24 protein-coding genes are annotated in these 26,631 nt (G+C 71.0%); 13 read left to right on the top strand and 11 right to left on the bottom strand.

Annotation, left to right across the window (positions count from 1 at the left end; all coding sequences use genetic code 11):
* Positions 1-204: 204 nt before the first annotated feature.
* From pgsA to OG505_RS15720, 7 genes are all read left to right on the top strand, one after another.
* Positions 205-834, top strand: a complete 630-nt coding sequence (gene pgsA / locus OG505_RS15750; RefSeq protein ID WP_405434130.1) for a phosphatidylinositol phosphate synthase — start codon at positions 205-207, stop codon at positions 832-834.
* 46 nt (positions 835-880) lie between these two features.
* On the top strand, positions 881-1,813 hold the full coding sequence (locus OG505_RS15745) for a phosphatidylinositol mannoside acyltransferase (protein ID WP_405434128.1): 933 nt from the start codon (positions 881-883) through the stop codon (positions 1,811-1,813).
* A gap of 16 nt (positions 1,814-1,829) precedes the next feature.
* Entirely contained in the window at positions 1,830-2,990 is a 1,161-nt protein-coding gene (locus OG505_RS15740) for a glycosyltransferase family 4 protein (RefSeq protein WP_405434126.1), read from the top strand.
* 82 nt (positions 2,991-3,072) lie between these two features.
* The gene (locus OG505_RS15735; protein WP_405434124.1) at positions 3,073-3,576 is read left to right on the top strand and encodes a hypothetical protein; all 504 of its coding nucleotides are present in this window, start codon (positions 3,073-3,075) and stop codon (positions 3,574-3,576) included.
* Positions 3,577-3,725: 149 nt separating this feature from the next.
* A complete protein-coding gene (pdxS, locus tag OG505_RS15730; RefSeq protein WP_405434122.1) occupies positions 3,726-4,643 on the top strand; it encodes a pyridoxal 5'-phosphate synthase lyase subunit PdxS in 918 nt (305 codons plus the stop codon).
* Between the two features lie 77 nt (positions 4,644-4,720).
* On the top strand, positions 4,721-5,320 hold the full coding sequence (gene pdxT, locus OG505_RS15725) for a pyridoxal 5'-phosphate synthase glutaminase subunit PdxT (protein WP_405434120.1): 600 nt from the start codon (positions 4,721-4,723) through the stop codon (positions 5,318-5,320).
* 263 nt (positions 5,321-5,583) lie between these two features.
* A complete protein-coding gene (locus tag OG505_RS15720) occupies positions 5,584-6,336 on the top strand; it encodes a YebC/PmpR family DNA-binding transcriptional regulator (protein ID WP_405434118.1) in 753 nt (250 codons plus the stop codon).
* Positions 6,337-6,437: 101 nt separating this feature from the next.
* On the opposite strand, the gene OG505_RS15715 is transcribed toward OG505_RS15720, so the two are convergent.
* On the bottom strand, positions 6,438-6,674 hold the full coding sequence (locus OG505_RS15715) for a hypothetical protein (RefSeq protein ID WP_405434117.1): 237 nt from the start codon (positions 6,672-6,674) through the stop codon (positions 6,438-6,440).
* Between the two features lie 508 nt (positions 6,675-7,182).
* On the opposite strand from OG505_RS15715, the gene OG505_RS15710 reads away from it, so the two are divergent.
* The 3 genes from OG505_RS15710 (at position 7,183) to OG505_RS15700 (ending at position 9,023) form a co-directional block, all read left to right on the top strand.
* Positions 7,183-8,061: a helix-turn-helix domain-containing protein gene (locus OG505_RS15710; RefSeq protein ID WP_405434116.1), complete on the top strand. Its 879-nt coding sequence runs from the start codon at positions 7,183-7,185 to the stop codon at positions 8,059-8,061.
* Positions 8,054-8,245, top strand: coding sequence for a DUF397 domain-containing protein (locus tag OG505_RS15705; protein WP_405434114.1), 192 nt, complete (start codon positions 8,054-8,056; stop codon positions 8,243-8,245). The genes OG505_RS15710 and OG505_RS15705 overlap by 8 nt, the downstream gene beginning before the upstream one ends.
* A gap of 160 nt (positions 8,246-8,405) precedes the next feature.
* Positions 8,406-9,023, top strand: a complete 618-nt coding sequence (locus OG505_RS15700; protein ID WP_405434112.1) for a DUF402 domain-containing protein — start codon at positions 8,406-8,408, stop codon at positions 9,021-9,023.
* 70 nt (positions 9,024-9,093) lie between these two features.
* Here OG505_RS15700 and OG505_RS15695 read toward each other — a convergent pair whose 3' ends face one another.
* On the bottom strand, positions 9,094-10,107 hold the full coding sequence (locus tag OG505_RS15695; protein WP_405434111.1) for an RICIN domain-containing protein: 1,014 nt from the start codon (positions 10,105-10,107) through the stop codon (positions 9,094-9,096).
* A gap of 253 nt (positions 10,108-10,360) precedes the next feature.
* On the opposite strand from OG505_RS15695, the gene OG505_RS15690 reads away from it, so the two are divergent.
* Entirely contained in the window at positions 10,361-11,368 is a 1,008-nt protein-coding gene (locus OG505_RS15690) for a peptidoglycan-binding protein (protein WP_405434110.1), read from the top strand.
* Positions 11,369-11,435: 67 nt separating this feature from the next.
* Here the strand turns inward: OG505_RS15690 and OG505_RS15685 are convergent, their stop codons facing one another.
* From OG505_RS15685 to OG505_RS15650, 8 genes are all read right to left on the bottom strand, one after another.
* Positions 11,436-13,232, bottom strand: a complete 1,797-nt coding sequence (locus OG505_RS15685; protein ID WP_405434108.1) for a carbohydrate binding domain-containing protein — start codon at positions 13,230-13,232, stop codon at positions 11,436-11,438.
* A 186-nt stretch (positions 13,233-13,418) separates the two neighbouring features.
* Positions 13,419-14,480, bottom strand: coding sequence for an ABC transporter permease (locus OG505_RS15680; RefSeq protein ID WP_405434106.1), 1,062 nt, complete (start codon positions 14,478-14,480; stop codon positions 13,419-13,421).
* Complete coding sequence (locus tag OG505_RS15675) at positions 14,477-15,370, bottom strand: ABC transporter ATP-binding protein (RefSeq protein WP_405434104.1); 894 nt, start codon at positions 15,368-15,370, stop codon at positions 14,477-14,479. The genes OG505_RS15680 and OG505_RS15675 overlap by 4 nt, the downstream gene beginning before the upstream one ends.
* Before the next feature lie 81 nt (positions 15,371-15,451).
* Positions 15,452-16,141, bottom strand: coding sequence for a response regulator (locus tag OG505_RS15670; RefSeq protein WP_405434103.1), 690 nt, complete (start codon positions 16,139-16,141; stop codon positions 15,452-15,454).
* On the bottom strand, positions 16,138-17,466 hold the full coding sequence (locus tag OG505_RS15665) for a sensor histidine kinase (protein WP_405434102.1): 1,329 nt from the start codon (positions 17,464-17,466) through the stop codon (positions 16,138-16,140). Before OG505_RS15665 ends, OG505_RS15670 begins: the two co-directional genes overlap by 4 nt.
* Positions 17,467-17,633: 167 nt before the next feature.
* On the bottom strand, positions 17,634-18,584 hold the full coding sequence (locus OG505_RS15660) for a permease prefix domain 1-containing protein (protein WP_405434101.1): 951 nt from the start codon (positions 18,582-18,584) through the stop codon (positions 17,634-17,636).
* Positions 18,581-18,922: a PadR family transcriptional regulator gene (locus tag OG505_RS15655; RefSeq protein ID WP_405434099.1), complete on the bottom strand. Its 342-nt coding sequence runs from the start codon at positions 18,920-18,922 to the stop codon at positions 18,581-18,583. The genes OG505_RS15660 and OG505_RS15655 overlap by 4 nt, the downstream gene beginning before the upstream one ends.
* A gap of 304 nt (positions 18,923-19,226) precedes the next feature.
* Positions 19,227-19,847, bottom strand: coding sequence for an L-threonylcarbamoyladenylate synthase (locus OG505_RS15650; RefSeq protein WP_405434098.1), 621 nt, complete (start codon positions 19,845-19,847; stop codon positions 19,227-19,229).
* Between the two features lie 132 nt (positions 19,848-19,979).
* Here OG505_RS15650 and dnaE point away from each other — a divergent pair, with 132 nt between their 5' ends.
* On the top strand, positions 19,980-23,510 hold the full coding sequence (dnaE, locus tag OG505_RS15645) for a DNA polymerase III subunit alpha (RefSeq protein ID WP_405434097.1): 3,531 nt from the start codon (positions 19,980-19,982) through the stop codon (positions 23,508-23,510).
* 58 nt (positions 23,511-23,568) lie between these two features.
* Positions 23,569-24,777 (top strand): YncE family protein, encoded by a 1,209-nt coding sequence (locus OG505_RS15640; RefSeq protein WP_405434095.1) that lies wholly within the window; start codon positions 23,569-23,571, stop codon positions 24,775-24,777.
* Positions 24,778-24,818: 41 nt separating this feature from the next.
* Here OG505_RS15640 and abc-f read toward each other — a convergent pair whose 3' ends face one another.
* Positions 24,819-26,456 carry a ribosomal protection-like ABC-F family protein gene (gene abc-f / locus OG505_RS15635; RefSeq protein ID WP_405434094.1) on the bottom strand — a complete coding sequence of 546 codons (1,638 nt, stop codon included), beginning with the start codon at positions 26,454-26,456 and terminating at the stop codon, positions 24,819-24,821.
* Positions 26,457-26,631 lie beyond the last annotated feature (175 nt).

The raw sequence follows: 26,631 nt of genomic DNA, 5'->3' as shown, positions 1-26,631 counted from the left end.
GTGGAAGCGGCCCGGGGCGAGTGCGCGGCGATATCCTCCGGTGGTCTGCTGCACAGCGGGAACTCAACGGGCGGGCGGGTGAGCTGGCTCACCTCCCGGCTCGATCTCACACCCGTTGCCGGACAGGCACAAGCCTGCCCCGGGCGGGTCGGAGGGACCGGCCGTATCGCCGGACCTGGGCGGACCGTTATCGTGGGGACCGCCATGGCGAAGATCTTCCAAGTGTCGGCCCGCGCGGGGATGACCCGCGTCGTCGAGCCGATCGCACGTGCCCTCCTGCACGCGGGCGTCACCCCCAATGCCGTCACCGTCGCGGGCACCGTTGGTGTGCTCATCGGCGCGCTCGGCTTCGGTGCCCGCGGCCACCTGGTCGCGGGCGCGTTGATCGTGACCGTGTTCGCGCTCACCGACCTGCTCGATGGGACGATGGCCCGGATGAGCGGCGGCTCCACCCGCTTCGGCGCGTTCCTCGATTCAAGCATGGACCGGGTCGCCGACAGCGCGGTCTTCGGCGCGGTGGCGTACTGGCTGGCCACCCGGGGCGACCACTCCGGGGTGGCCGCCGCCCTGCTGTGCCTGGCCGCCGGCGGGCTCGTCTCCTACGTGAAGGCGCGTGCCGAAGGGCTGGGCATGACCTGCAACGTGGGCATCGCCGAGCGCACCGAGCGGCTGCTGATCGTCGGGGTCGGCGGCATCCTCACCGGCGTCGGCGTGAAGCCGGCGCTGGAGATCGCGCTCTGGCTGCTCGCCGCCATCTCGATCTTCACGGTGGGGCAGCGGATGGCGCACGTCTACCGCCAGGCCCAGCAGCTCCAGCCGGACGGCCAGGCGTGAGTGGGCTGCCGCCGACCCGGCGTCGGACGACCGGCGGCCGAGTCGCGTGAACCTCACCGAGCTGGGCTACGTCGCCGGATGGCGGCTGGTCCGCGCCCTTCCCCGGCCGTTGGTGGCGGCGGCGTTCCAGGCGGGCGCGGACCGCGCCCATCGCCGCGGCGGCGGGGGTACGGCCCGACTGCGCGCGAATTTGCGCCGGGTGGTCGGCCCGGAGCTGCCCGAGGCGGAGCTGGACGATCTCGTCAAGCGCGGGCTGCGCTCGTACGCCCGGTACTGGATGGAGGCGTTCCGGCTGCCCGCGTTGAGCCGGGCGCAGATCCTGGCCGGTTTCCGGCTCGACGGCGCCGAGCTGTTGGCGGCCGACGTGGCCGCCGGCCGGGGCGCGGTGGTGGCGCTGCCGCACGCCGGCAACTGGGACGCCGCGGGCGCCTGGGTGGCGGCCACCGGTTGGCCGATCACCACCGTCATGGAGCGGCTCAAGCCGGAGGGCGTGTACGAGCGTTTCCTGGCCTTCCGGGCTGAGCTGGGGATGGAGATCCTGCCCACCCACGGTGGGCCGCGTCCGGCGTTCGACGTGCTGCTGGACCGCGTCCGGGCCGGCGCGGTGGTGCCGCTGCTGGCCGACCGGGACCTCTCCGCCCGGGGCGTGGAGGTGGACTTCTTCGGTGGGAAGACCCGGATGCCGGCCGGGTCGGCGCTGCTCGCGCTGCACACCGGAGCGCCGCTGTACGTGGCCTCGATGTGGTACGAGCCGGACGCGGCGTGCGCCTCGCTCGCCGGCCCGCTGCCGGTGCCCGGCCCCGAGGCGGGGCCCCTGGACCAGCGGGTCCGGTCGCTGACCCAGCTGATCGCCGACCGTCTGGCGGCAGGTATCGCCCGGCATCCGCAAGACTGGCACATGTTGCAGCGGATGTGGCTGGACCAGAGGAGGGCGGGGGAGGGCACGGCGCTGCCCTCGTCGGCCTCCGGCCAGGGCTGAGGGGGTGGGCTGACGCATGCGGATCGGCATCGTGTGCCCGTACTCGTTCGACGTCCCTGGCGGCGTGCAGAACCACGTCGTGGATCTCGCCGAGGCGCTGATCGTGCTCGGTCACGAGGTCAGCGTGCTCGCTCCGGCGGATGAGGATTCGCCGCTGCCGGCGTACGTGGTGTCCGCCGGCCGGGCGGTGCCGCTGCCGTACAACGGGTCGGTGGCCCGGATCGCATTCGGCCCGGTCTCGACCGCGCGGGTCCGGCGCTGGCTCACCAACGGTGACTTCGACGTCCTGCACGTGCACGAGCCGCTGACGTTGAGCCTGTCGCTGTTGGCGGTGCTCTCCGCTCGCGGCCCGGTGGTGGCCACGTTCCACACGGCGATGACCCGTTCCCGGGTGCTGGCCGCCGCGCAGGGCGTGCTGCAGATCGTGTTGGAGCGGATCACCGCCCGGATCGCGGTGAGCGCGCTGGCCCGCAAGGTGCAGGTCGAGCACATGGACGGCGGCGCGGTGGAGATCCCCAACGGGGTGGCGGTGGCGAAGTTCGCCGACGCCGAGCCGCTGCCGGGCTGGCCGGGGGAGTGTGGGCCGGGCACCGGCGGCACGGTGGGCTTCCTGGGGCGGTTCACGGAGGCGCGCAAGGGCTTCCCGGTGCTGCGGGACGCCTTCGTGGCGCTGGCGGCGACCCGCCCGGGGTTGCGGCTGCTGGTCGCCGGCCCGGGTGACCCGGACGACCTGTACGACCAGTTCCCGGCCGCGCTGCGGGAGCAGGTGACGTTCCTCGGGCTGGTCTCCGAGGCGGACAAGGCCCGGATGCTGCGCAGCGTGCACCTGTACGTGGCACCGAACACCGGCGGCGAGTCGTTCGGGATGATCCTCACCGAGGCGCTGGCCGCCGGCACCACGGTGGTGGCGAGCGACCTGGACGCGTTCCGCCGGGTGCTCGACGGTGGGCGGGCGGGGCGGCTGTTTCCGACCGGAGACGCGGTGGGGTTGCGCGACGCCCTGTCCGAGCTGCTCGACGAGCCGGCCGGGCGGGCCACGCTGAGCGCCTGCGGCGATCAGGTGGTGGCGAATTTCGACTGGCCGGTGGTTGCTCGGCGTGTTCTGGAGGTATACGCAGCGGCGATCGAGGCGACGGACGGGCGGGTCATCGATCAGGAGTGGGTGGGGCTGGGCTGAGCCGTGGGACGCATGGTGCGGCTGGTGACGCCGGTGACCGGCGCGGCCGCGCGCGACGCAGGAGAAACGGAGCAGCACTACGATGCCGCACATGTGGTGGGTGGTGGCCGCGAGCGTGCTCGTGGGGGTGCTTGCGGCGTACCTCATCTGGACCGCCGGCCGGGTCGAGCGGCTGCAGGGCCGCGCGGAGCTGGCGGCGCGGGCCCTCGACGCCCACCTGCTGCGCCGGGCGGCGGCCGCGGCGGTGCTGGCGGAGCGGCGTTTCGGCGTCGAGTTGTACGCTGCGGCCCGGATCGCGCTGGACGCTCCGCCGCAGGAGCGGGAGGCGGCCGAGAATGACCTGACCCGGCAGTTACGCGCGGTGCGGCTGGACCCGGCCGATCCGGACTGCACGGCGGTCATCGCGGCGAGCCGCCGTCTCGCGTTGTCCCGGCAGGTGCACACCGACCTGGTTCGCGACGCCCGCTCGGCGCGCAGTCGTCCGCTGGTGCGGTTGTTGCGGATGGGGCGGGGCCGGGAGTGGCCGCGCTACTTTGACATCGACGACCCGACGCTCGTCGTGCCGGCGGACGTTCCCGCCGGCTGATCAGGGCGAGCGGGGCAGCGGCCCGGCGCGGCGGTGAGCAGGGCCACAGTGCAGGCCACCGGGGGTCTGATTGGCTGTCGGCGCGGCGTTGACCAGTGCGTAGCATTTTCGCTGCCACCTCCCACCGCACGTTCAAGGAGCGTTGACCCGTGCCCGAAACCACCGCCTCGACCACCGGCACCGCCCCCGTCGTCGGCACGGCCCGCGTGAAGCGGGGCATGGCCGAGATGCTCAAGGGCGGCGTGATCATGGACGTCGTCAACGCCGAGCAGGCCAAGATCGCCGAGGACGCCGGCGCGGTCGCGGTGATGGCCCTGGAGCGGGTGCCCGCCGACATCCGCGCACAGGGCGGGGTCTCCCGGATGAGCGACCCCGACATGATCGACGGGATCATCGAGGCGGTGTCCATCCCGGTGATGGCCAAGGCCCGCATCGGTCACTTCGTGGAGGCGCGGATCCTCCAGTCGCTCGGCGTCGACTACGTCGACGAGTCCGAGGTGCTGACCCCGGCCGACTACGCGAACCACATCGACAAGTGGGCCTTCACGGTCCCGTTCGTGTGCGGGGCGACCAACCTGGGCGAGGCGCTGCGGCGGATCACCGAGGGCGCGGCCATGATCCGCTCCAAGGGCGAGGCCGGCACCGGTGACGTCTCCAACGCCACCACCCACATGCGCAAGATCCGCCAGGAGATCGCCCGGCTGTCCTCGCTGCCGGCCGACGAGCTGTACGTCGCGGCCAAGGAGCTGCAGGCCCCGTACGAGCTGGTCAAGGAGGTCGCCGAGAGCGGCAAGCTGCCGGTGGTGCTGTTCACCGCCGGCGGGATCGCCACGCCGGCCGACGCGGCGATGATGATGCAGCTCGGCGCGGAGGGCGTCTTCGTCGGCTCCGGCATCTTCAAGGCCGGCAACCCGGCTCAGCGGGCCGCCGCGATCGTCAAGGCCACCACCTTCCACGACGACCCGGACGTGCTGGCCAAGGTCTCGCGCGGTCTCGGTGAGGCGATGGTCGGCATCAACGTCGACGAGATCCCGCAGCCGCACCGCCTGGCCGAGCGCGGCTGGTGACGAAGGAAGGGCACCTTATTAACGCCTGGTGCATAGGAAGGGACCCTTCCTAACAACGAGAGGAACTGGGGGAGGGCATGGTGCCGGTGATCGGTGTGCTCGCTCTACAGGGGGACGTCCGCGAGCACGTGGCGGCGCTGGCCGCGGCGGGCGCGGACGCCCGCCCGGTCCGGCGTCCGAGCGAGCTGGACGCGGTCGACGGGCTGGTGATCCCCGGCGGCGAGTCCACCACCATCAGCAAGCTCGCCGACATCTTCGAGATGCGCGAGCCGATCGACAAGCGGATCGCCGGCGGCATGCCGGTCTACGGCTCCTGCGCCGGCATGATCATGCTTGCCGCCGAGGTGCTGGACGGCCGCGCCGACCAGCGCGGCTTCGCGGGCATCGACATGACCGTACGGCGTAACGCGTTCGGCCGGCAGGTCGACTCGTTCGAGGCGCCGGTGGAGGTCGCCGGTGTGCCGGGGGAGCCGTTCCACGCGGTGTTCATCCGCGCCCCGTGGGTCGAGCGCGTCGGCGCGGCCGTCCAGGTGATCGGGAAGGTCACCGGCGGCCCGGCCGCCGAGCGGGTCGTGGCGGTGCGGCAGGGCAACCTGCTGGCCACCTCGTTCCACCCTGAGCTGACGGGTGACCTGCGCGTGCACGCGTACTTCGTGGACCTGGTGCGGGCCGCCTGAGCGGCCGGTGGATGCCGGCGCACGGGCATGGATCCCGGCCCCCGAACGTTGGTCCTGGGCGGACTCGACGCCGTGCCGGCACCCCGGGCAGGTCCCGGGTGTGACATGGCGGGGTGCGACCTCGGTAAGATTGCCGCGGTTCGGCAGGGCCGTCGCCCGGCGCGGCACTTCCCGCGGGGCCGCCCGGCCGCCGGATCGCCGAATGCGGCGCGGAACCGGTGCGGCAGTCGACGCAGGCGTGCAATGACAGACGGAGGTAGAAGATGTCCGGCCACTCAAAGTGGGCGACGACCAAGCACAAGAAGGCCGTCATCGACGCCAAGCGCGGCAAGATGTTCGCCAAGCTGATCAAGAATGTCGAGGTGGCCGCGCGCACCGGCGGCGGCGACCCCTCCGGCAACCCGACGCTCTTCGACGCGATCCAGAAGGCGAAGAAGAGCTCGGTGCCGAACGACAACATCGACCGCGCCGTCAAGCGCGGCTCCGGCCTGGAAGCCGGCGGCGCCGACTGGCAGACGATCATGTATGAGGGGTACGGCCCGAACGGCGTCGCGATGCTCATCGAGTGCCTCACCGACAACCGCAACCGGGCGGCGACCGAGGTGCGCACCGCGCTGACCCGCAACGGCGGCTCGCTCGCCGACGCCGGCTCGGTGTCGTACATGTTCTCCCGCAAGGGCGTGGTGATCGTGCCCAAGGAGGGCACCAGCGAGGACGACGTGATGATGGCCGTCCTCGACGCCGGCGCCGAGGAGGTCAACGACCTCGGTGAGGCGTACGAGGTGGTGTCCGAGCCGACCGACCTGATCCCGGTGCGGACGGCGTTGCAGGACGCCGGCATCGAGTACGAGTCGGCGGAGTCCTCCCTGATCCCCAGCATGAACGTCCCGCTGGACGAAGAGGGCGCTCGCAAGATTTTCAAGCTGATCGACGTCCTGGAGGACTGCGACGACGTGCAGAACGTCTACGCGAACTTCGACGTCAGCGACGACGTGATGGCGGCCGTCGACGCCTGAAGGCCCGGCCCGTCCGGCCCGTCCGGCGTGATCCACACCAGGTCGCCGATGTGGGGGTGTCCGCGCGAGCGGTTGCCCCCACATCGGCGACCTGGTGTGTGTCAGCGCCCCCTTGATCGGGTCGGGATGACGGGTGCCACTGGCAGCAGCCCGGCAGGCCGCACGAAGATCGACCGTCGGGCGATCGCGTCCGGTCTCGGCCCCACCTCGTAGCCGTCGAGCCAGACCCACCCGTCATAGGTCGGCCAGTCGAGAACGCGGATGACGCGGAACAGGATCGGCCGGCTGAACTGGACACTCGCCGCACGGGTGACCTGAAAGAGGTCACCCGCCCGCACGGCCGCCGGATTTCCGGTCGCGCCACGCCTTGAGATGATCACTTGCCTCGACCAGGCGGGGGCACGAGCCGTCCGGGGTGCACCTGGTGCAGACGTTGCGATGGTGGAAGTCGATCACGTAGCTCGCCATCGTCACGAGGAATGGCGGTTCCGGCCGGGGCTCCTCACCCATCATGGTGACCACCTCGCTGGGGCGACGCCGCACTCTTCTTCTCGCTCGACGCGGGCGGCGTGGGGAGCCGGTAGGCGCCAGCCTGCTCCGGGAACCCCGTCCGCTCCACCACGTCGACTGGCTCATTCGGTCGGTGAAACCACTTCCAACGGCACATGGCCTGCCTCCCGAGATCAATGCGAGTAGGGCATCTACCAGGCACGATCCTGCAGTCGGCCAGCAATTCGCAACGTCTCACACCCGAGAACCGCGGTTCGAGATTGACGCCGTCTCGTTTGGCCGGCCATTTTGTTCCAGATGAGACAGACAGGCCACGTGAGTGAGACGGGAGGCCGGATGAGTGAGGTTGGTTCGTCGGTCCCACGGCGGCAACTCGGGCGGCTTCTGCGCCAGGCACGTGAGGAAGCGGGAATCAACCTTGAGGCTGCCGCCAATGACCTCGAATGGTCCCGCGCCAAGATGTACCGATTGGAGAATGGCCAGACTGCGCTGCGTACTCATGACGTGGTGTTGATGTGTCAGCTCTACGGCACGTCTGCCGAACTGACCGAGGTGTTGGTCAGTCTTGCCCGGGAGAGCAAGTCCCGGGGGTGGTGGCACGCCTATGACGAGGTGATCCCGGGCTGGTTCGAGTTGTATGTGGGACTGGAGGCGGCCTCCTTTTCCATCCGCCAGTACGAGCCGACCCTCATTCCCGGACTCCTCCAGACCCCGGAGTACATGGCCGCGGTGTTCGAGACCAAACCCGGGCGCACCCCGCAGGAGGTGGCGCAGAAGGTCGCCCTACGGATGCAGCGACAGAAGCTCTTGACCAGGCGTAGTCCTGCGGCCCCCCGTCTTGATGTCGTGATCGACGAAGCCGTGGTCCGTCGCCCCATCGATGACATCGAGGGCTGGCGGATGCAAATCGCTCACCTCGTCAACGCCGCTGAGGCGCCGAACATCGCCGTCCGGGTGCTGCCGCTGGGGATCGGGCCGCACCGGGCATCCGTTGCCGGAGCCTTCGTCTTGCTCGATTTCCCGGCAGTCGGCACCCGGCCGGCGGAGCCCAGCACGGTCTACAGCGAGTCGCTGACCGGTGGCCTCTACCTCGATCGTCCGGCGGAGGTCCAGACGTACTCTGAGGTCTGGCAGGCGCTTTGGGATCTTGCCCTGCCCGAGCGCGCCTCGGAGGATCTGGTGAGCACAGTGATCAAGGAGACCTACGATGAGTGATCTGACCGGTGCCCGCTGGCGCACGAGCACACGTAGTGGCAATGAGGGCAACTGTGTGGAGGTTGCCGACAACCTTTCCGGTGTCGTGGCCGTCCGGGACAGCAAGGACGTCGAGGGGCCGGCGCTCACCTTCTCCCCGGCGGCCTGGGCCGCGTTCGTGACGCACGCCAAGGCCGCCGAGTAGCACCCAACGCGTGATCGGCTCGATGTCGTGGAAGTCGGGGTGTCCGACGGGTGGGGACACCCCGCTTTCCGTGAAACGGAGTCGATCAAGCACGCCGTCGCGGGGCGGCAGTTGGCGGCCGTACGCTTCCGCGGGGGCGAACGAGGAGGTTCGGGGGGAGATGGTGGAACGCCGATTCGCGCCGGGTGAGGTGGTCGTCCGGCGGGAGATCCTGCGGGGCGAGGTCTGGTTCGGCTGCCCGACCATCTGTGTCGAGGACTCGCCCGACCTGCTCGCCCTCTACCTCCCGCCGGGGGCGGAGTTCGGCTTCCCGACCGACGGCGTCTTTCCCTGCGGTCGGCACCCGTGGGAGATGGCCGGGCACCGCTCCTGGTCAGGGCACGGCAAGCTGATGCTGCACCGGCCGGGCGAGGCGCATTCGGTAGACGTGTTCTGGACGGGTCCGCAGCGCGACTTCGCCGGCTGGTACTTCAACCTGCAGGATCCGCTGCGGCGCACCCCGATCGGAGTGGACACTCTCGACCACGAGCTGGACCTGTGGTGGGGCGCGGACGACGACCGGTACGTCTGGAAGGACGTCGAGATCTTCGCGCAGCGCCTCGTCGAGGGGCGCTACCCGGGCATGGCGGACGCGATCCGCGGCGAGGGCGACCGGATCGCCGCCCTGCTCGACGCGGGTCAGCGCTGGTGGGATCCGGCGTGGGCGCAGTGGCAACCCGATCCGGCCTGGTCGGCGCCCCGGTTGCCGGCCGGCTGGGCCACGGTGCCCATCCGCTGACGACGAGCGGCGGCGGCGCGGCCGCCGAGCGGGCGTGCCGCGCATGCCGTGCGGCACGCCATGCGGGGCGTCAGCCTTGCGGTACCGAATCGACGAGGAACACCTGGTCGGGTTGACCCGTGCACGGCTCGGCCACCGCTTCGGCAGGCACCTTGCTGGCGTCGTCCCGGATGCCCACGCACAGGTCGCTGTCCGACGGGCGGAGGCGGTACGCGTCCGGCGCCGCTTCGGTTGGTTCGAAGCGGAACAGCTGCGCACCGCTGTCGGTGCTGCACTTGTCCCACGGCTCGATGAGGTTGCGGCCGGGATCTTCGCGCCGGACGGTGAGGCAGCCCAGCCCGTTCACCGGATGGTCCCACTTGACGAAGTAGAGGTCGTCGACGACCGGCACCAGGTAGGTCTCCGGTGGGGTGGCGCCGGCGCAGGGGCGCTGGACCGCCACCGCGTCTTCGTAGCCGCCGCTGCGGTCGCGCCCCTCGCTGATGCAGAGCTGCGGGGCGAGGGCGGGACGGATCCGGCTCCGGCCGCTGGCCGGCCGCGTACCGTTGCCGCCGGCCGAGGCGCTGCCGCCCGGCGTGGCCGACGAGGTGGCGGCCGGCTTCTCCGCCGTCCGTCGCTCATCGTCGTCGGGCCACAGCAACCAGGTGCCGAACGCGGCCAGCACGGCGACGGCCACGAGCGCCGCCAACGGCACGGGTCGCCCGAGCCACCACGATCGCGTCTCGTCGGGGCCATTCGTCAGCACGTCGACCGCGCTCGCACCGGACGGCGGCGGCGCGGTCACCATCGGACCGACTGAGGCGTACGCGCCGGCAGCCAGCCGGTCCCGTGCCCGCAGCCACTCGTCGACCTGATCACCCGCGCCGCAGGCGCGCACGAACGCCGCCAGCACCTCGGGTCGCGGCAGAGTGGACCGGCGCAGGACGTCGGCGGCGGTGCTGCGGGCCAGCACGTCGCCGGCCGTGGCCGCGTGCTGTTCCAGTTGCCGGAACGTCAGCCGGGACCGGTCCTTGAGGCGGCGCAGCAGATCGACGAACTCGGCCGGGTCGGCCGCCTCGTCCGGTCGGAGGTCCCCCGTGGTCATCGCCTGATTCTCTCGACCCCACGCGCCCCGGGGCAAGGCGGCGTGCGGCGTCTGTCCGAGATGGTCGGACAAGCCCCGGACAGGCGGCCCTGAGCTGCTCGGACACCGCTGCGCCCCGACCAGGGCATTGTCTCGGCCGACCCGGCTGTCTAGCGTTTTTTCCGACGGCCGCGCCGCCGACCGGCGTACGGGCCGACGGGCTCCGACCGGCACCGGTCCGAGTCCGACCACATCAACGACGCGGGGAGATCCGATGATTGACGCTGCCCGGGATCCGGTGCCGCAGGTGGCCACGGCCGGGGAGTACGTGGTGGCGCTTCGGGACGTGCGGCGACGCTCCGGCCTGACGTACCGGGATATCTCGCGCCGGGCCTCGGCGGCCGGGCACTGGCTGCCTCCGAGCACCCTCGCCACCATGCTGGGGCGGAACACCCTGCCCCGCGAGCGGACCGTCGTGGCGTTGCTCGCCGCCTGCGGCACTTCGGCGGCGGACATCGAGCGGTGGGTCGGCCTGCGCCGCGACATCGAGGCCCGGCTCAGCGAGCCGGCGCGCTGGCAGGAGGAGTCGACCCCACCCGACACGGCGTCTTCCGACGCTGACAGCCCTCATCGGCCATCTGGTGACCTGCGTCGGGTCACCCGACCGGCACGTCGGCGGCTGCGGATGGGGGCGCTCGCGCTGGTGGGCGCGCTGACCGTCGGGGCGCTGCTGCCGCGCGGCGAGGGCATGACCACCACGTCGGCCACCGCCTGTCCGCTCGTCCTGCGCCAGGGTATGTACGGCCCCTGCGTGCAGGATCTGCAGGAGCGCCTGGTCGCCCGGGGGTTGCGCGTACCCGTGGACGGCTGGTTCGGCCCGGACACCACCAGCCGGGTGATCGCCTTCCAGGCGATGGCCGGCCTGTCGGTCAGCGGCACTGTGGACCGGCCGTTCCTCGACGCCCTGTCGGGTGATCCGGTGCTGCCGGTCCCGTGGTCGGAGAACCGCGTCAGCACCCACCTGCGAAAGACGTTCGCCCCGGACGCGGCCGAGGCGGTGCGGCTGGCGCGGTGCGTGTCCGGGTTGGACCCGCTGCGGGTGGAGGTGACCGCCGACGGGTCGCGGCGCTGGGGTCTGTTCCAGTTCAGCGACATGGAGCTGTCGCGGCGCGGCGTCGACCGTCGGACCGCCCTGGATCCGGGCTGGAACATCGCCGCCGCGCGGGACGTCTGGTCGCGTACCGGCGATTTCAGCCACTGGCGCTGCCTCCCGTCGCCCTGATCAGCCGTCGCTCCCCGCCCGGTCGACAGACCGGGCGGGGAGCCCCCCGTTCACGCTGGCGGACGACTCACGGTCGTAGCCGGTTGGCGAAGACGTACGCGCCGACGGAACGGCCGGTGGCGAGGCCGGCCTCGGCGTCGAACCGGTAGTGCACGCCGAGGTAGACCCGGCTCATCGCGTTCTCCTCGGCGGCGGCGTGGAAGCCGCTCATCTGCCGGACGGGTGCCACGGCGTGTGGGTCGTCGGTGGTGGCGTCGAAGGCGATCGCGTCGGTGCCGAAGAACCGTTGCATGACCGCCTCCCATGCTCCGGCGAAGGTGGCGTGCCCGGAGATGTAGGCCGGGAAGGCCGGCGAGAACGAGACGCCGTCGAGGCCGTGCGACAACGGCTGCCAGCCGCCGCCGATCGCGCTCTCCGGCCGCCACAGGTCGATCGGCGTCTGGTACTTGGCGTCCCACGCGGCGATGGCGGCGTCGGCGAGCGCGAGGGCGACCAGGCCGAAGAGCCGGGCGTTGGCCAGGATGTCGAGCTTGCGCTGCTCCGACACGATCCGCGTGTGCGCGAAGAGCTGGCCCGGCGGCTTGTACGTGGGGTGCACGTCGTTCGCCCAGAAGAACGCGATAGCCGTCTGCTCCGGGGTCCGCACCGTCGACGTCCGAGAACCCAGGTCGCGGACCTCCTGGACCTGCGCGTCGTACTCCGGCTTGGTGAGCAGGTCGGCGTATCCGGTGGCGCCGGCCGGCAGGCCGGGCCGGAACTGCCGGCCGGAGGTGAGCGCGAACGGAGTCACCAGCCCCCAGTTCGGGCTGACCGCTGCCTTGCCGTCGGTCGGCCGCCACGATCCGGGCACACCGTCGAGCTGGTACGCCGTGTTGTTGTCGGAGCCGTCGTTGGCGCGGGCCTGGAGGTTCGCGGCGGCGGCCGCGGCGCCGACGGTGTCGCCCCGCGCGGCCTCGGCGGCGTTCACACCGGACGGCCGCCGGCTGACGGCGATGCCGTGGGCGGTCTCGAAGGACGTGCGTCGCGCCGGGTACAGGGCCGTGAGCACGTCCACCGCCGCCCGGTCGATGGCCGCGTGCAGGGACGGCGCCACGACGTTGTCCATGGTGCCCGGATAGCTGACCGGCACCCGCAGCCGGTAGGGGTTGCCGACGCCGGTGACCGAGACCGCGGCATCGTGCATCGCCGCGTGCAGGATGGCCGCCTGCCGGGACGATGCGGTGGGTGGCAGGTCCAGCGCCCGGTAGGTGTCCAGCAGGACACCGTTCCAGTACAGGATCGGATCGGTCGCTGGGTCGATGGCCAACGGCGTGAGCGAGATGTTGTCCAGCCGCACGGTGGAGGCCGCCTGCGCCCCCAGGTGGAACAGGAGCACCGCCTCGGGGTCACCGAACGGCGACGTGAAGTCGAACGTGAAGCGGCGCATCGTGGAGGTCAACGCGACGGTCTGGTCGACCGCGGAGGTGAAGGGCGTGTCCACCCGGGAGACCGAGACGCGCAGGGTGCGGCTGACGTCGGCGTTGGCGTCGAACTGCAACCGGTACGGCTGCCCGGCCGTCACCCCGAACTCGAAGTGACCGACCAGGTCGTCCCAGGTGGGCTTGGTGGCCGGCCCGCTGGTGCGGATGCGCAGCTGGCCGGCGTTGACCGTGGTGCTGGTGGAGGCGAGGCGGGTCCACCAGGGGTCGGTGCTGCCGTTGTCGAAGCTGCCGTTGATGATCAGGTTGCCCGCCGCGGCGGAGGCCGGCGCGGCACGGACGAGGGCCGGGAGCGTACCGGCGAGCACGACCGCCAGCACCACGCTGAGCAGGCGCCGCAGGCGTCGTGCGGCGCCGGAGCGCCGCAGGTCGATCGGTGGGGTCATGGAGCGCCTTTCCGGTCCGGGATCGGCGACGACCAGGTCGTTGCCGTGAGGATCGGCTCACCGTAGGAACGCCAGCGGCGTTCGCAGCCACCGAACGGGTGTGCGGGCCGGTGCCGTACGGGCGGGGGACGGCGACGGGCGCCGGCGTCCGCTCAGGACACCGACGCCCGCGTGGGCCGTCGCCGGTCAGCCGATGCTCTCGCGCTCCCGCCAGGCGGCGCGCAGCGAGGTCCGGCCGTTGGTCCGCAGCAGCGAACCCTCGTAGACGCGGGCCCCGGCGACCAGGAAGGCGCCGGCGGCGACCAGCAGGATGGCCAGCGACACGATCGGCTCCCAGCCGGCCGCGTCGCCGGTGAACAGCCGCAGCGGCATCGCCGTGGGCGACGAGAACGGCAGGTACGACAGCACCCGCATCGCGGTCGCGTTGTCGTTCAGGAAGATCACCGCGAAGAACGGCAGCATGACGGCGAGCTGCACCGGTGTCGACACACCGGCGATGTCCTCCTGGCGGTTGACCAGGGCGCCGGCCGCCGCCCACATCGCGGCCAGCAGCACGAAGCCGAGCAGGAAGAACGGCACGAACCAGCCGATCGCCGGAGCGAGCAGGGTGAGCAGGTCACCGCTGTCGCCGATCCGCATGCCGAGGACGGCCACGAGACCGATCAGCGCGATCTGCCCGAGCGCCAGGATGCCCCCGGCGATCACCTTGCCGGCCAGCAGTGCCCGTACCGGCACGGCCGCCACCAGGATCTCCACGATCCGGGTCTGCTTCTCCTCGGTGACGCTCTGCGCGATCTGCAGGCCGAAGGTCTGCGAGGTGATGAAGAAGACGAACGCGAACACGAACGGCACCAGGAACGCCACCACCGGGTCGACCGCGTCGGGGTCGAGGAGGCGCACCGGCGGCGCGGTGCTCAGCGCCCGGACCACCTCGTCGGGGGCCTCGTCCATGGCGAGCACCGCCGGACCGCTGACGACCGCGGCGTCCACGTCCCCGTCGCGGACAGCCTGCTCGGCGGCACCGTCGTCGGCCACCACCCGGACGTCGAGCCCGGCGGCGCGCAGCGGGCCGGCCGCGTCCTGGGTGACGGCCACACTCTTCGGGCCGCCGGAGAGCAACGGCGGCAGGATGGTGCCGGCGGCCGCGATCACCAGGAAGAAGAGCGTGCCGAACAGGAAGGTACGGTCGCGTAGCTTGACTCGGATCTCGCGTTCGGCGACCAGCCGGGTGGCCTGGGTGACGTTCACTGGGTGACCTCTCGGAAGATCTCGGTGAGCGAAGGGCTGACCGGGCCGAAGGCGCGGACCGGGCCGCGGGCGAGGGCCGCGTGCAGGATGGGCTGCTCGTCGGCGCCGACCGGCAGGTCGAAGATCGCCCGCGCGCCGTCCAGCTCGACCAGGGTGACCCCGGGCTGGTCGCGGACCCAGCCGGCGTCGGTCGCCACCACCAGCTCGAAGCGGGGCGAGGTGTACGAGTCGCGCAGCTGCGTACGACTGCCGGCGGCCCGGATCACCCCGTCATTGATGATCACCAGGTCGTCGCAGAGACGCTCGACCACGTCGAGCTGGTGGCTGGAGAACAGCACCGGCACCCCGGCGGCGGCTCGTTCGCGCAACACGGCGACGACCGTGTCGACGGCGAGGGGGTCGAGGCCGGAGAACGGCTCGTCGAGCACCAGCACCTCGGGGTCGTGCACCAGCGCGGCGGCGATCTGGGCCCGCTGCTGGTTGCCCAGCGACAACGTCTCCAGCAGGTCGTCGCCGCGTTCGCCGAGCCCGACCCGCTCCAGCAGAGCGTCTGTGGCGCGGCGGGCGGCGGGGGCGTCCAGACCGTGCAACCGGCCCAGGTAGGTCACCTGCTCCCGCGCGGTCATCTTGGGATACAGGCCCCGCTCCTCCGGCATGTAGCCGAAGCGGCGGCGGTCCTGCCGGGTGAGCTTCGCGCCACCCCAGCTCACCTCGCCGGCGTCGGGGGCGAGCACACCCAGGATGATCCGCATGGTGGTGGTCTTGCCGGCGCCGTTGGCGCCGACGAAGCCGGTCATCCGGCCGGCGGCCACCTCGAAGGACACGTTCTTGAGCACCTGCCGGTCGCCGAAGCTGCGGTCGACGCCGTCGAGTTGGAGCGTTCTCGTCACGCGTCCACGCTAGATCGAACCTGTCGGCCCGCCGTCCGTCCGAGGGCTGAGCCGAGAGGTCCGTCGCGCGATGGACACCGGTCATTCGCCGGGGCGGACCACCCCGTTCTCGTACGCGAACACCACCGCCTGGACCCGGTCGCGCAGGCCCAGTTTCGCCAGCACCCGACTCACGTGCGTCTTCACCGTCGCCTCGCCCAGGTACATGGTCGCGGCGATCTCGGCGTTGCTCGACCCGGCGGCGAGCAGCACCAGCACCTCCCGCTCCCGTGGGGTCAGCGCGCCCAGCGAGGCCTCGGCGCCGGCCCTTTGGTGCGCGGTGCCCGCCGGATCACCGGGACGGGCGAACGTGGAGATCACCCGGCGGGTGATCTCCGGGGCGAGCAGACCGTCGCCGCGGGCCAGCACCCGGATCGCCTCGATCAGCTCCTCGGGTGTGCCGTTCTTGAGCAGGAAACCGCTGGCCCCGGCCCGCAGCGCGGTGAAGAGATAGTCGTCGCGGTCGAAGGTGGTGAGAATCAGCACCGCCGGAGCGCCGGGCCCGTCGTCGGTGATTCGCCGAGTGGCCTCCAGCCCGTCCATGCCGGGCATCTCCACGTCCATCAGCACCACGTCGGGGCGCGTGGTGCGGGCCATGGCGACGGCCCGCGCGCCGTCGGCGGCCTCACCGACCACCGTGATGTCGTCCTCCACCTCCAGGATGATCCGGAAGCCGGTGCGCACGAGATGCTGGTCGTCGGCGAGCAGCACCCGGATCGGTGCGGCGCTCACGACGACCGCCCCGCCCCGGCCGTCAACGACCGCCCGTCTCCGGTCTCCCGCTGCCGGACGATCACCGGATCCGCGAGCGGGAAGCGGGCGCGGACCCGCCAGCCCCCGCCGAGCCGGGGGCCGGCCTCCAGCTCGCCGTCGTGCGCGGTGACCCGCTCGCGCATCCCGATCAGGCCGAGCCCGGCGGCATCGGCCCGGCCGCCGGTCCGTCCGTCGTCGGTCACGTCGACCTCCACCTCCCGGGCCAGATAGCGGACCCGCACATCCAGCAGATCCGCCCCGGCGTGCTTCAGAGTGTTGGTCACCGCCTCCTGCGTCACCCGGTAGGCCGCCTGCGACACCGACTCGGGCAGCGCGACGGGCTCGCCGTACACCCCGAGAGTGGCCGTCAGACCCGCCGCCCGCGCCCGCTCGACCAGCTCATCGATCCGCTCGACATCACCGGGCGCGGCCCGCTCGACGTCGCTGTCGCCGGAGGCGCGCAGCACGCCGAGCATCCGGCGCAGCTCGTCGACGGCGGTGCGGGCGCTCTGCTCGATGGCGGCGAGCGCTGTGCGGGCCTTGCCCGGGTCGCGGTCGAACACCCGGCGGCAGGCGGACGCCTGCACCCCCATCACCGACACGTGGTGGGCGACGACGTCATGCAGCTCCCGGGCGATCCGGACCCGTTCGCCGAGCACCGCCCGTTCCCGGCCCTCGGCCTGGGACCGGCGCAGCTCCTCGGCCTGTTCGCGCAGCTCGTGCTCACGCCGCGTGGCCACCCAGGCGGTCTCGCCGAAGAAGTACGCGAACCCGAAGACCAGCATGTTGACCAGGACGCCGCTGACCATCGCGGCGAGCACCGGCGGCACTGGGCCGACCGCGCCGTCGAAGGCGCCGGGCGGGATGTGGTCGATCGTCACGGCGTAGTGGACGCCCAGCCAGGCGAACATCGTGGCGATCACGCCGATCCGCAGCCGGCGGGCCGCCTGGTGGTCCGGTCCCCAGGCGCCCATCGTGTAGAGGGCGCAGAACAGGGCCCACGCGGAGAACTGGGTTTCCGGCGCCGACCGGGCCTGCGCGGCGATGAACGCCACCGCGATGACCAGCAGGGTGGCGGCCGGCCAGCGCCGCCGCCAGATCAGCGGGAGCGTCACCGCGACGGTCCAGAACAGCTGCTCCGGCCCGGACGGCGGCGGACCCAGCAGGAACGCCCCGGTGCTGCGGGCCAGGGTGAGGCTGACCAGCGCCAGCCCGGTCACCGCGAGCCCGATCCACAGGTCTATCCGCCGCTGCTCCGCCGTCGGGCCCGGACGGCGCCACTCGTCGCGCTGTGCCTCGCTCATCCAGGAACGATGCCACGTCGCCCGCCGCATCCGCTAACCGGACGCCTCCGTGCCGCGTGGTGCGCGACGGCGGCGACCTGCGTGCCGGCGGCCCGGAGTGGGTCGTTCAGGCCGCAGCGCGGCGGCCCGACGCGAGGTGCACGTCGGGCCGCTGCTACCGAATCAGCTCAGGCCGTCTGCTGGCGCGTCTTCCGGGCGGTGTCGATGACGTCCAAGATCACGATCGCGGCGGTCAGCAGCGCGATGGCCAGTCCGAGGGAGTTCCGGTTCTCCGCCTCCGCCACCCAGCTCAGCCGCTCGCCAAGGGCCGGGTTGAGCAGCCGGTCGGAGAGCGCCAGCCACGCCAGCGGCACCGCGAACGCCAGGCTGAGCAGCGCCTTGACGCCGAACAGGGGCCAGGTCCAGCGCCCGATCCGGTACTTGACGATCTCGAACACCACGCTAGCGACCAGCACCACGATCAACGCCGGCAGCCAGAACGACCAGAGGGCCGGATCGACGATCGGGATGTTCTCGCCGTCGGTACCCTTCACCCACGACGACTGGTAGTGCTGGAACGGCAGGTAGCCGATGGTCAGCAGCAGCATGATCACGGATGCGATGGTGTCGGCGAGGGGGATGCCCCGACGCGCCGGGGCGTCGGGCAGTTGGTCGACCGTCCACTCCGGCAGGCCCACGGCCGTCTGGGTGCGCTCGATGGTGGCGAAGGTCAGGGTGAGCCAGAAGGCGATCTGGATGGCCACCTGCATGGCCACGACGAGGCCGGGTCCGATGGCGCCGAAACCCTGCCCTTCGCTGGCTTTCACGATGGTGACGATCGTGCCGACGATCGCCGGGATGAAGCTGAGCAGCAGCTTCAGCAGCCGCAGCCAGATCAGGTAGTAGGTGGGGCCGATGAGCTGGAGCCGGCGATCGGCGTAGCGGGCGGCCAGCCGGTCGGGGTTGCCCAGTTCGGTGAGCACCTCCCGCTCGGCGGCTGCCGCGTCCTCGCCGCTCCCGGTCCGGTCCTCGATCATGTCCTCGATCGAGGCGCGCAGCTCGGTCGAGATCTCGTCGCGACGCTGGGCGGGCACCGAGCGCAGGGTGGCGGCGAGATAGCGGTCGGTCAGGGTGTTCATCGGTCCACTCCTTGGATCAGTCCGGTGATGGAGGTCTGTACGGCGGAGAGGTCGTCGAGGAGTCGGGCCAGCATCGACTCGCCCTCGTCGCTGGTCCGGTAGAACTTGCGCGGCCGGCTCTCCTCGGTGTTCCACTCGCTGGTCAGCAGGCCCTGGTCCTCCAGGCGGCGCAGCAGCGGGTAGAGCGTGTTGGCGTCGACCGGAAAGCCGTGGTCGGTGAGCCGTTGCAGCAGTGCGTAGCCGTAGTCCGGTCGGCGGAGCGCGACCAGGCTGGCCACCACGACGGTGCCTCGACGCAGCTCCTGCAGGTGCGTCCGTAGAACATCCTCGCTAACCATGTGTCACACCATACTGTGTGCCACACACTGTTGTCTACGCCGATAACGTTGTGCTGCCTCGGCGGCTTTGGTGGGACCTGTCGGCCGGGTGGGAAGGGTGGTCGGACCCGCCTTTGCTCTGCTTCAACCCACGCAACAGATAGGGGCCGTCGGTGTTGCGTCGGTTGAAGCAGAGCAAAGGGCGCGCGGCGACCACCTCGGGCTGAAGGCGTGCCTGCTCAGGGGTCATGCCCAGCAGTCGGCAACGACCGGCGCCGGGGGCCGCGACGTGCCCAACTCCGGGGGCGGATCGTTCGAGGGGGCGCTACTCGAAGCGGGAGCTGTCTCCCGCGCCCCGGCGCAGGATCTCCGGCTCGGGCCCGGACAGGTCGATCACCGTCGTCGGCTCCTTGCCGCACTCGCCGGCGTCGAGCACGGCGTCGAGCTGGTGGTCGAGTCGTTCCTTGATCTCCCAGCCCTGGGTCATCGGCTCGTCGTCGCCGGGCAGGAGCAGCGTGCTCGACACCAGCGGCTCGCCCAGCTCGGCCAGCAGCGCCTGGGTCACCGTGTGCCGGGGTACGCGGACACCGACGGTCTTCTTGCGCGGATGCAGCATTCGGCGCGGCACCTCACGGGTGGCCGGCAGGATGAAGGTGTAGCTGCCCGGGGTCGACGCCTTCACCAGGCGGAAGACCGAGTTGTTGATCCGCACGAACTGGCCGAGCTGCGCGAAGTCCCGGCAGACCAGCGTGAAGTGGTGCCGGTCGTCGAGGTGGCGGACCTCGCGGATCCGGTCCAGCCCGTCCCGGTTGCCCAGTTGGGTGCCGAGCGCGTAGCAGGAGTCCGTCGGGTAGGCGATCAGGCCGCCGCCGCGGATCAGGTCGGTGACCTGGCCGATGATCCGGGGCTGCGGGTTCTCCGGGTGTACGTCGTAGTACCTCGCCATGTTCCGAGAATAGTCGTGGGGGAGACGCGGACCACCCTCGGCGCGGACGGTGGAGCCGCCGAGATCACCTCGGTAGGGTAGGTGCCGGTCGGCTCCGACCACTGAGATCCACACCGCCGGGGGGCGCCAGGCATGGCTGATTCGTTCGCGCATCTGCACGTGCACACCGAGTACTCGATGCTCGACGGAGCGGCCCGGTTGAAGGACCTGTTCGCCGAGGCCAACCGGCTGGGCATGCCGGCGGTGGCGATCACCGACCACGGCAACATGCACGGCGCGAACGACTTCTACAACCAGGCGATGGCCGCCGGGATCACCCCCATCCTGGGCGTCGAGGCGTACGTGGCGCCGGAGTCGCGCTACCACAAGGCGCGGGTCAAGTGGGGTCGGCCGGAGCAGAAGAGCGACGACATCTCGGGTAATGGCGCGATCACCCACAAGACCATGTGGGCGAAGAACGCGCAGGGTCTGAAGAACCTGTTCACCCTCAACTCGCGCGCGTCCATGGAGGGGCACTACGTCAAGTGGCCCCGGATGGACATGGAGCTGATCGCCGAGCACGCCGAGGGCATCATGGCCACCACCGGCTGCCCGTCCGGTGCGGTGCAGACCCGGCTGCGGCTGGGCCAGTTCGACGAGGCCCTCAAGGTCGCCGCCAGCTACCAGGACATCTTCGGCAAGGACAACTACTTCCTGGAGATCATGGATCACGGCCTCTCCATCGAGAGTCGGGTCCGCGAGGGGCTCACCGAGATCGCCCGCAAGCTGGACATCCCGCCGGTGGTCACCAACGACTCGCACTACACGCACGAGGCGCAGGCGACCGCCCACGACGTGCTGCTGTGTGTGCAGACCGGCAGCAACATCGACGACCCGAACCGGTTCCGCTTCGAGGGCGGCGGCTACTTCGTCAAGAGCGCCGACCAGATGCGCGCGGTCGACTCGTCCGAGCTGTGGCAGCAGGGTTGCCGCAACACCCTGCTGGTGGCCGAGAAGGTCGACCCGAAGGGCATGTTCGAGTTTCACAACCTGATGCCGCGCTTCCCGGTGCCCGAGGGCGAGACCGAGGAGTCCTGGTTCCGCAAGGAGACCTTCGCCGGGCTGGCCCGCCGCTACCCGAACGGCATCCCGCAGGGGCACGTCGTCCAGGCCGAGTACGAGCTGGGCGTCATCAACCAGATGGGCTTCCCGTCGTACTTCCTCGTGGTCGCCGACTTCATCCAGTGGGCGAAGAACCAGGGCATCGCGGTGGGTCCGGGTCGTGGCTCGGCCGCCGGCTCGCTCGTGGCGTACGCGCTGGGCATCACCGACCTGGACCCGATCCAGCACGGCCTGATCTTCGAGCGGTTCCTCAACCCCGAGCGGGTCTCGATGCCGGATGTCGACATCGACTTCGACGAGCGTCGGCGCGGTGAGGTGATCAAGTACGTCACCGACAAGTGGGGTGAGGACAAGGTCGCCCAGATCGCCACGTTCGGCACGATCAAGGCGAAGGCCGCGATCAAGGACTCGGCCCGGGTGCTGGGTTTCCCGTACGCGGTCGGCGACCGGATCACCAAGGCGATGCCACCCGCCGTGATGGGCAAGGACATCCCGCTCACCGGCATCTTCGACACCAAGCACCCCCGCTACGCCGAGGCCGGCGAGATCCGGGGCCTGTACGAGTCCGACCCGGACGTGCGCAAGGTGATCGACACGGCCAAGGGCATCGAGGGGCTGATCCGGCAGACCGGTGTGCACGCCGCCGGCGTCATCATGTCCGCCGAGCCGATCATCGAGCACATCCCGTTGATGCGCCGCGACGCCGACGGGGCGATCATCACGCAGTTCGACTACCCGACCTGCGAGTCGCTCGGGCTGCTGAAGATGGACTTCCTCGGCCTGCGCAACCTGACGATCATCGACGACGCCGTCAAGAACATCGAGCTGAACCACGGCCTCAAACTGGACCTGCTGGGCCTGCCGCTGGACGACAAGGCCGCGTACGAGCTGCTGGCCCGCGGTGACACCCTGGGCGTGTTCCAGCTCGACGGTGGGCCGATGCGCTCGCTGCTGCGGTTGATGAAGCCGGACAACTTCGAGGACATCTCCGCCGTCCTGGCGCTGTACCGGCCGGGCCCGATGGGCGTCGACTCGCACACCAACTACGCGCTGCGCAAGAACGGCCTCCAGGAGATCACGCCAATCCACCCGGAGCTGGAGGAGCCGCTGCGGGAGATCCTGGCGCCCACCCACGGTCTGATCGTCTACCAGGAGCAGGTGCAGCGCGCCGCGCAGATCCTCGCCGGCTACACCCTCGGTCAGGCGGACCTGCTGCGCCGGGCGATGGGTAAGAAGAAGAAGGAGATCCTCGACAAGGAGTTCATCCCGTTCCGGGACGGCTGCCGCGAGCGCGGCTACTCCGACGAGGCGATCCAGGCCGTGTGGGACGTGCTGGTGCCGTTCGCCGGGTACGCCTTCAACAAGGCGCACTCCGCCGCGTACGGCCTGGTGTCCTACTGGACCGCGTACCTCAAGGCGCACTACCCGGCCGAGTACATGGCCGGGCTGCTCACGTCCGTCGGTGACGACAAGGACAAGATGGCGCTCTACCTGTCCGAGTGCCGCCGGATGCGCATCCAGGTGCTGCCGCCGGACGTGAACACCTCGGCCGGGCCGTTCACGCCGGTCGGCACGGACATCCGCTTCGGCCTGGCGGCGGTGCGCAACGTCGGCGCGAACGTCGTCGCCTCGATCATGCGGTGCCGCCAGGAGAAGGGCGACTACACCGACTTCTACGACTTCCTGTCCAAGGTGGACGCGGTGGTCTGCAACAAGAAGACCATCGAATCGCTGATCAAGGCCGGTGCGTTCGACTCGATGCAGCACCCCCGCAAGGGCCTGCTCGCGGTGCACGCCGACGCCATCGACGCGTACGCCGACGTCAAGCGCAAGGAGGCCGTCGGCCAGTACGACCTGTTCGGCGCCGGCTTCGGTGACGCCGACACCGGCAGCACGACGGTGATGCCGGTCATCGGCGACGGCGAGTGGGACAAGCGCGACAAGCTGGCGTTCGAGCGGGAGATGCTCGGCCTGTACGTCTCCGACCACCCCCTGTTCGGCTTGGAGCACATCCTGGGCGCGGCGGCCGACACCACCATCGCGTCCCTCGCCGAGGACGGGGCGGTGCCCGACGGGGCTGTCGTCACGCTCGCCGGCATCCTCTCCGGGGTGCAGCGGCGGGTCACCAAGCAGGGGCGGGCCTGGGCCTCGGCCACGCTGGAGGACCTGGCCGGTGGGGTGGAGACGCTGTTCTTCCCCAACACCTACGAGGTGATCGGGCAGTACATCGCCGAGGACGCCATCGTGGTGGTCAAGGGCCGGGTGGACCGCCGCGACGACACCCCACGGATCATGGCGATGGACATGTCCATGCCGGACGTCAGCACCAGCGCCACCAACAAGCCGGTCACTCTCACCATCCCGGTGCACCGGTGCACGCCGCCGCTGGTGGAACGGCTCAAGGAGACGCTGGTGCTGCATCCCGGCGACACCGAGGTGCACGTCAAGCTGCTCAACGGTGGGCGCACCACCACCCTGCGGCTGGGCCCGTTCCGGGTGGCGGCGACGACCGCGCTGATGGGTGATCTGAAGAGCGTCCTCGGCCCGGCCGCCGTGAGCTGACCTGGTTGGCCCGTGGGGAATCACCAACATCGGGGAAAATGTCCGTTATTGTCATAAGGTGTCGTGTCGTCGCCTGCGGACTGTGGTCCCCGCCCTGGCACTGGTGGTCGGCCTCGCGTCCTGCACCGACCGGGGGCCCACCGACAAAGCCGATGCCGGGTCGACCGCGGCTGGGCCGACCTCAGCCGGGGCGACCGCGGCCGGGCCGGGGCCGACCGCCTTCGGCCCGCTGGCACCGGGAATGCCGACCTATCCGGCGACCGGCAACGTCTACGCCGCCGCCGGCCCCGACCAGCTGACCGAGGCGGTACGCGGCGACCGGTCGATGGTGTACGTACCAAACACCAAGAGCAATGATGTCTGGTTGATCGACCCCGGGACGTACCAGGTGGTGGGGAAGTTCCCCGGCGGCCCGGAGCCCCAGCACGTCGTCCCCTCCTACGACCTGCGGACGCTCTACGTGGCGTCCAGTCAGATCCCCCGGGGTGGCCTGATCCCGATCGACGCCCGGACCGGTGAGCCGGGCGAGTTCCGCAACCTCGAGGACGTTTACAACCTCTACTTCACCCCCGACGGCAAGCAGGCGATCGTGGTCGCCGAGGCGTACCAGCGACTGGACTTCTACGACCTGGCCAGCTGGCAGCGGGTGCGCTCGGTGCGGTTCCCCGAGTGCGGCGGCATCAACCACATGGACTACTCCGCCGACGGCCGGACGATGCTGTTCAGTTGCGAGTTCGCCAACCGGATGCTGGTGCTGGACACTGCCTCCCTGCGCAAGCTGCGCGAGTTTCGCCTCACCCGGACGCCCGACGGGATGCCGCAGGACACCCGGCTGACTCCGGACGGCCAGCACTTCCTCGTCGCCGACATGCGCGCCAACGGGGTGTATGTCTTCGATGGCCTGGCCACCCGGCAGACCGCGTTCATCCCCACCGGCCGGGGCGCGCACGGCATCTACTTCAGCCGGGACGCCCGGCAGGCGTACGTCACCAACCGCGAGGAGGGCACGGTGACCGTGCTCGACCTGGCGAACCTGAAGCGCACCGCGACCTGGCGGATCCCGAACGGCAGCCCCGACATGGGCGGCCTGTCCGCCGACGGCAAGGTGCTGTGGCTCTCCGGGCGCTTCACCGACGAGGTGTACGCGCTGAACACCTCGACCGGCGAACTGCTGGCCCGGATCCCGGTCGGCAAGGGCCCGCACGGCCTCACCGTCTGGCCTCAGCCCGGCCGCTACTCCCTGGGCCACACCAGCAACATCCGCTAGCGGCCCGGTCGACGTTTGTCCGGCCGGGCCGCGACGCCGGGTCAGCCCCGGTCGGGTGCCGCGATTTCCCGCAACTGGCCGTCGGCCAGCCGCAGCCAGCGCTGCACCCCGATCTCGGCGAGGAACCGCTCGTCGTGGCTGACCACCACAAAGGCCCCCTGGTACGCGGTCAGCGCGCTCTCCAGTTGGGCGACGCTGACCAGGTCCAGGTTGTTGGTCGGCTCGTCGAGCAGCAGCAGCTGCGGTGCCGGCTCGGCGCAGAGCACGCAGGCGAGGGTGGCGCGCAGCCGCTCGCCGCCGGAGAGCACCCCGACCGGCAGGTTCACCCGGGCGCCCCGGAACAGGAACCGGGCCAGCAGGTTCATCCGCCTGGCGTCGGGCAGGCTCGGCGCGTACGCGGCGAAGTTCTCCGCGACCGTGCGGTCCAGGTCCAGCAGGTCCAACCGCTGCGACAGGTACGCGATCCGTCCGTCGGCCCGTTTGATCTCGCCGCCGGCCGGTTCGAGATCGCCGTTGACGAGGCGCAGCAGGGTCGACTTGCCGACGCCGTTCGCCCCGGTGAGCGCGATCCGCTCCGGCCCCCGGATCACCAGGTCGGCGCCGTCGCCGCCGAACAGCTCCCGGTCGTCGAAGCGGGCCCGCATCCCGGTACCGCTGAAGACCGTCCGTCCGGACGGGACGGTGGTGTCCGGCAGGTCGACGGTGATCGTGTCCTCGTCGCGGACCGCCCGACCGGCCTCGTCGAGACGGGCCTTGGCCGAGCCCAGCCGGGCGGAGTGGGTCTCCTGCGACCTGCCCGCCGACTCCTGCGCGCTGCGCTTGAGCCCACCGGCGACGATCCGGGCCAGACCGGCGTTCTTCAGGTTCTTGGCGGCGTTGCTGGCCCGCCGATCGGCCCGCTCACGGGCCTGCTGCATCTCCCGCTTCTCCCGCTTGACCTCCTGCTCGGCGTTGCGCAGGTTGCTCTCGGCCACCTCCCGCGCCGCCTGCACCGCCTCGCTGTACGCGGTGAAGTTGCCCCCGTACCAGTTGATCTCGCCTCGTTCCAGCTCCGCGATGCGGTCCATCCGGTCCAGCAGCTCCCGGTCGTGGCTGACCAGCAGCAGGCACCCGGACCAGTCGGACAGCACGTCGTAGAGCTTGTGCCGGGCCTTTAGGTCCAGGTTGTTGGTCGGCTCGTCGAGCAGCAGCACGTCGGGCCGTCGCAGCAGTTGCGCCGCCAGGCCGAGGGAGATCACCTGACCGCCGCTGAGGGTGTGCAGCCGCCGGTCGAGCGCCAGGTCACCCAGGCCGAGGCGGTCCAGTTCGGCGCGGGTGCGCTCCTCGATGTCCCAGTCGTCGCCGATGGTGGCGAAGTGCGCCTCGTTGGCGTCGCCGGCCTCGATGGCGTGCAGCGCCGCGATCCGCTCGGCGACGCCGAGCACCTGGGCCACGGTCAGGTCGCCGACCAGCGGCAGCGTCTGCGGGAGGTAACCGAGCACGCCGTCGACGGTGACGCTGCCGCCGCTGGGCGTCAGCTCCCCGGCGATCAGCCGCAGCAACGTGCTCTTGCCGGCGCCGTTGGGCGCGACCAGACCGGTGCGACCGCCCGGGACGGTGAAGGACAGCTCCTTCAAGACCGGGGTGTCGTCCGGCCAGGAGAAGGACAGGTTCGAGCAGACGATGAACGCATCAGACATGCGAGTGACCTCAAAGGGTGGGGTGGGCGCGTCCAAGCCGCCCGACGACCAACGGGGACGGGAGAAACGACGTCATGGCCACGGCGGCTGCGCTTACGTGCGCCGAACCGATGGCCGAACATGTCCGGTCTCACCCGGAGATGTCGTCGTCACCCGCCATGTCTGGTCTCCCTGG

Origin of the sequence: Micromonospora sp. NBC_00617 (assembly GCF_045161355.1) — a bacterium.
In the GTDB taxonomy this organism is placed as follows: Bacteria; Actinomycetota; Actinomycetes; order Mycobacteriales; family Micromonosporaceae; genus Micromonospora.
This window is presented reverse-complemented; position numbering and strand designations above follow the sequence as displayed.

What these genes read in the sequence shown, in the direction of transcription:
- pdxT (WP_405434120.1), top strand. Translation starts at nt 4,721, where the DNA reads ATGGTGCCGGTGATCGGTGTGCTCGCTCTACAGGGGGACGTCCGCGAG.
- abc-f (WP_405434094.1), bottom strand. Translation starts at nt 26,456, where the DNA reads ATGTCTGATGCGTTCATCGTCTGCTCGAACCTGTCCTTCTCCTGGCCG.
- OG505_RS15705 (WP_405434114.1), top strand. Translation starts at nt 8,054, where the DNA reads ATGAGTGATCTGACCGGTGCCCGCTGGCGCACGAGCACACGTAGTGGC.
- OG505_RS15720 (WP_405434118.1), top strand. Translation starts at nt 5,584, where the DNA reads ATGTCCGGCCACTCAAAGTGGGCGACGACCAAGCACAAGAAGGCCGTC.
- OG505_RS15650 (WP_405434098.1), bottom strand. Translation starts at nt 19,847, where the DNA reads ATGGCGAGGTACTACGACGTACACCCGGAGAACCCGCAGCCCCGGATC.
- OG505_RS15740 (WP_405434126.1), top strand. Translation starts at nt 1,830, where the DNA reads ATGCGGATCGGCATCGTGTGCCCGTACTCGTTCGACGTCCCTGGCGGC.
- OG505_RS15695 (WP_405434111.1), bottom strand. Translation starts at nt 10,107, where the DNA reads ATGACCACGGGGGACCTCCGACCGGACGAGGCGGCCGACCCGGCCGAG.
- OG505_RS15655 (WP_405434099.1), bottom strand. Translation starts at nt 18,922, where the DNA reads ATGGTTAGCGAGGATGTTCTACGGACGCACCTGCAGGAGCTGCGTCGA.
- OG505_RS15735 (WP_405434124.1), top strand. Translation starts at nt 3,073, where the DNA reads ATGCCGCACATGTGGTGGGTGGTGGCCGCGAGCGTGCTCGTGGGGGTG.
- dnaE (WP_405434097.1), top strand. Translation starts at nt 19,980, where the DNA reads ATGGCTGATTCGTTCGCGCATCTGCACGTGCACACCGAGTACTCGATG.
- OG505_RS15700 (WP_405434112.1), top strand. Translation starts at nt 8,406, where the DNA reads ATGGTGGAACGCCGATTCGCGCCGGGTGAGGTGGTCGTCCGGCGGGAG.
- OG505_RS15660 (WP_405434101.1), bottom strand. Translation starts at nt 18,584, where the DNA reads ATGAACACCCTGACCGACCGCTATCTCGCCGCCACCCTGCGCTCGGTG.
- OG505_RS15685 (WP_405434108.1), bottom strand. Translation starts at nt 13,232, where the DNA reads ATGACCCCACCGATCGACCTGCGGCGCTCCGGCGCCGCACGACGCCTG.
- OG505_RS15710 (WP_405434116.1), top strand. Translation starts at nt 7,183, where the DNA reads ATGAGTGAGGTTGGTTCGTCGGTCCCACGGCGGCAACTCGGGCGGCTT.
- OG505_RS15690 (WP_405434110.1), top strand. Translation starts at nt 10,361, where the DNA reads ATGATTGACGCTGCCCGGGATCCGGTGCCGCAGGTGGCCACGGCCGGG.
- pgsA (WP_405434130.1), top strand. Translation starts at nt 205, where the DNA reads ATGGCGAAGATCTTCCAAGTGTCGGCCCGCGCGGGGATGACCCGCGTC.
- OG505_RS15665 (WP_405434102.1), bottom strand. Translation starts at nt 17,466, where the DNA reads ATGAGCGAGGCACAGCGCGACGAGTGGCGCCGTCCGGGCCCGACGGCG.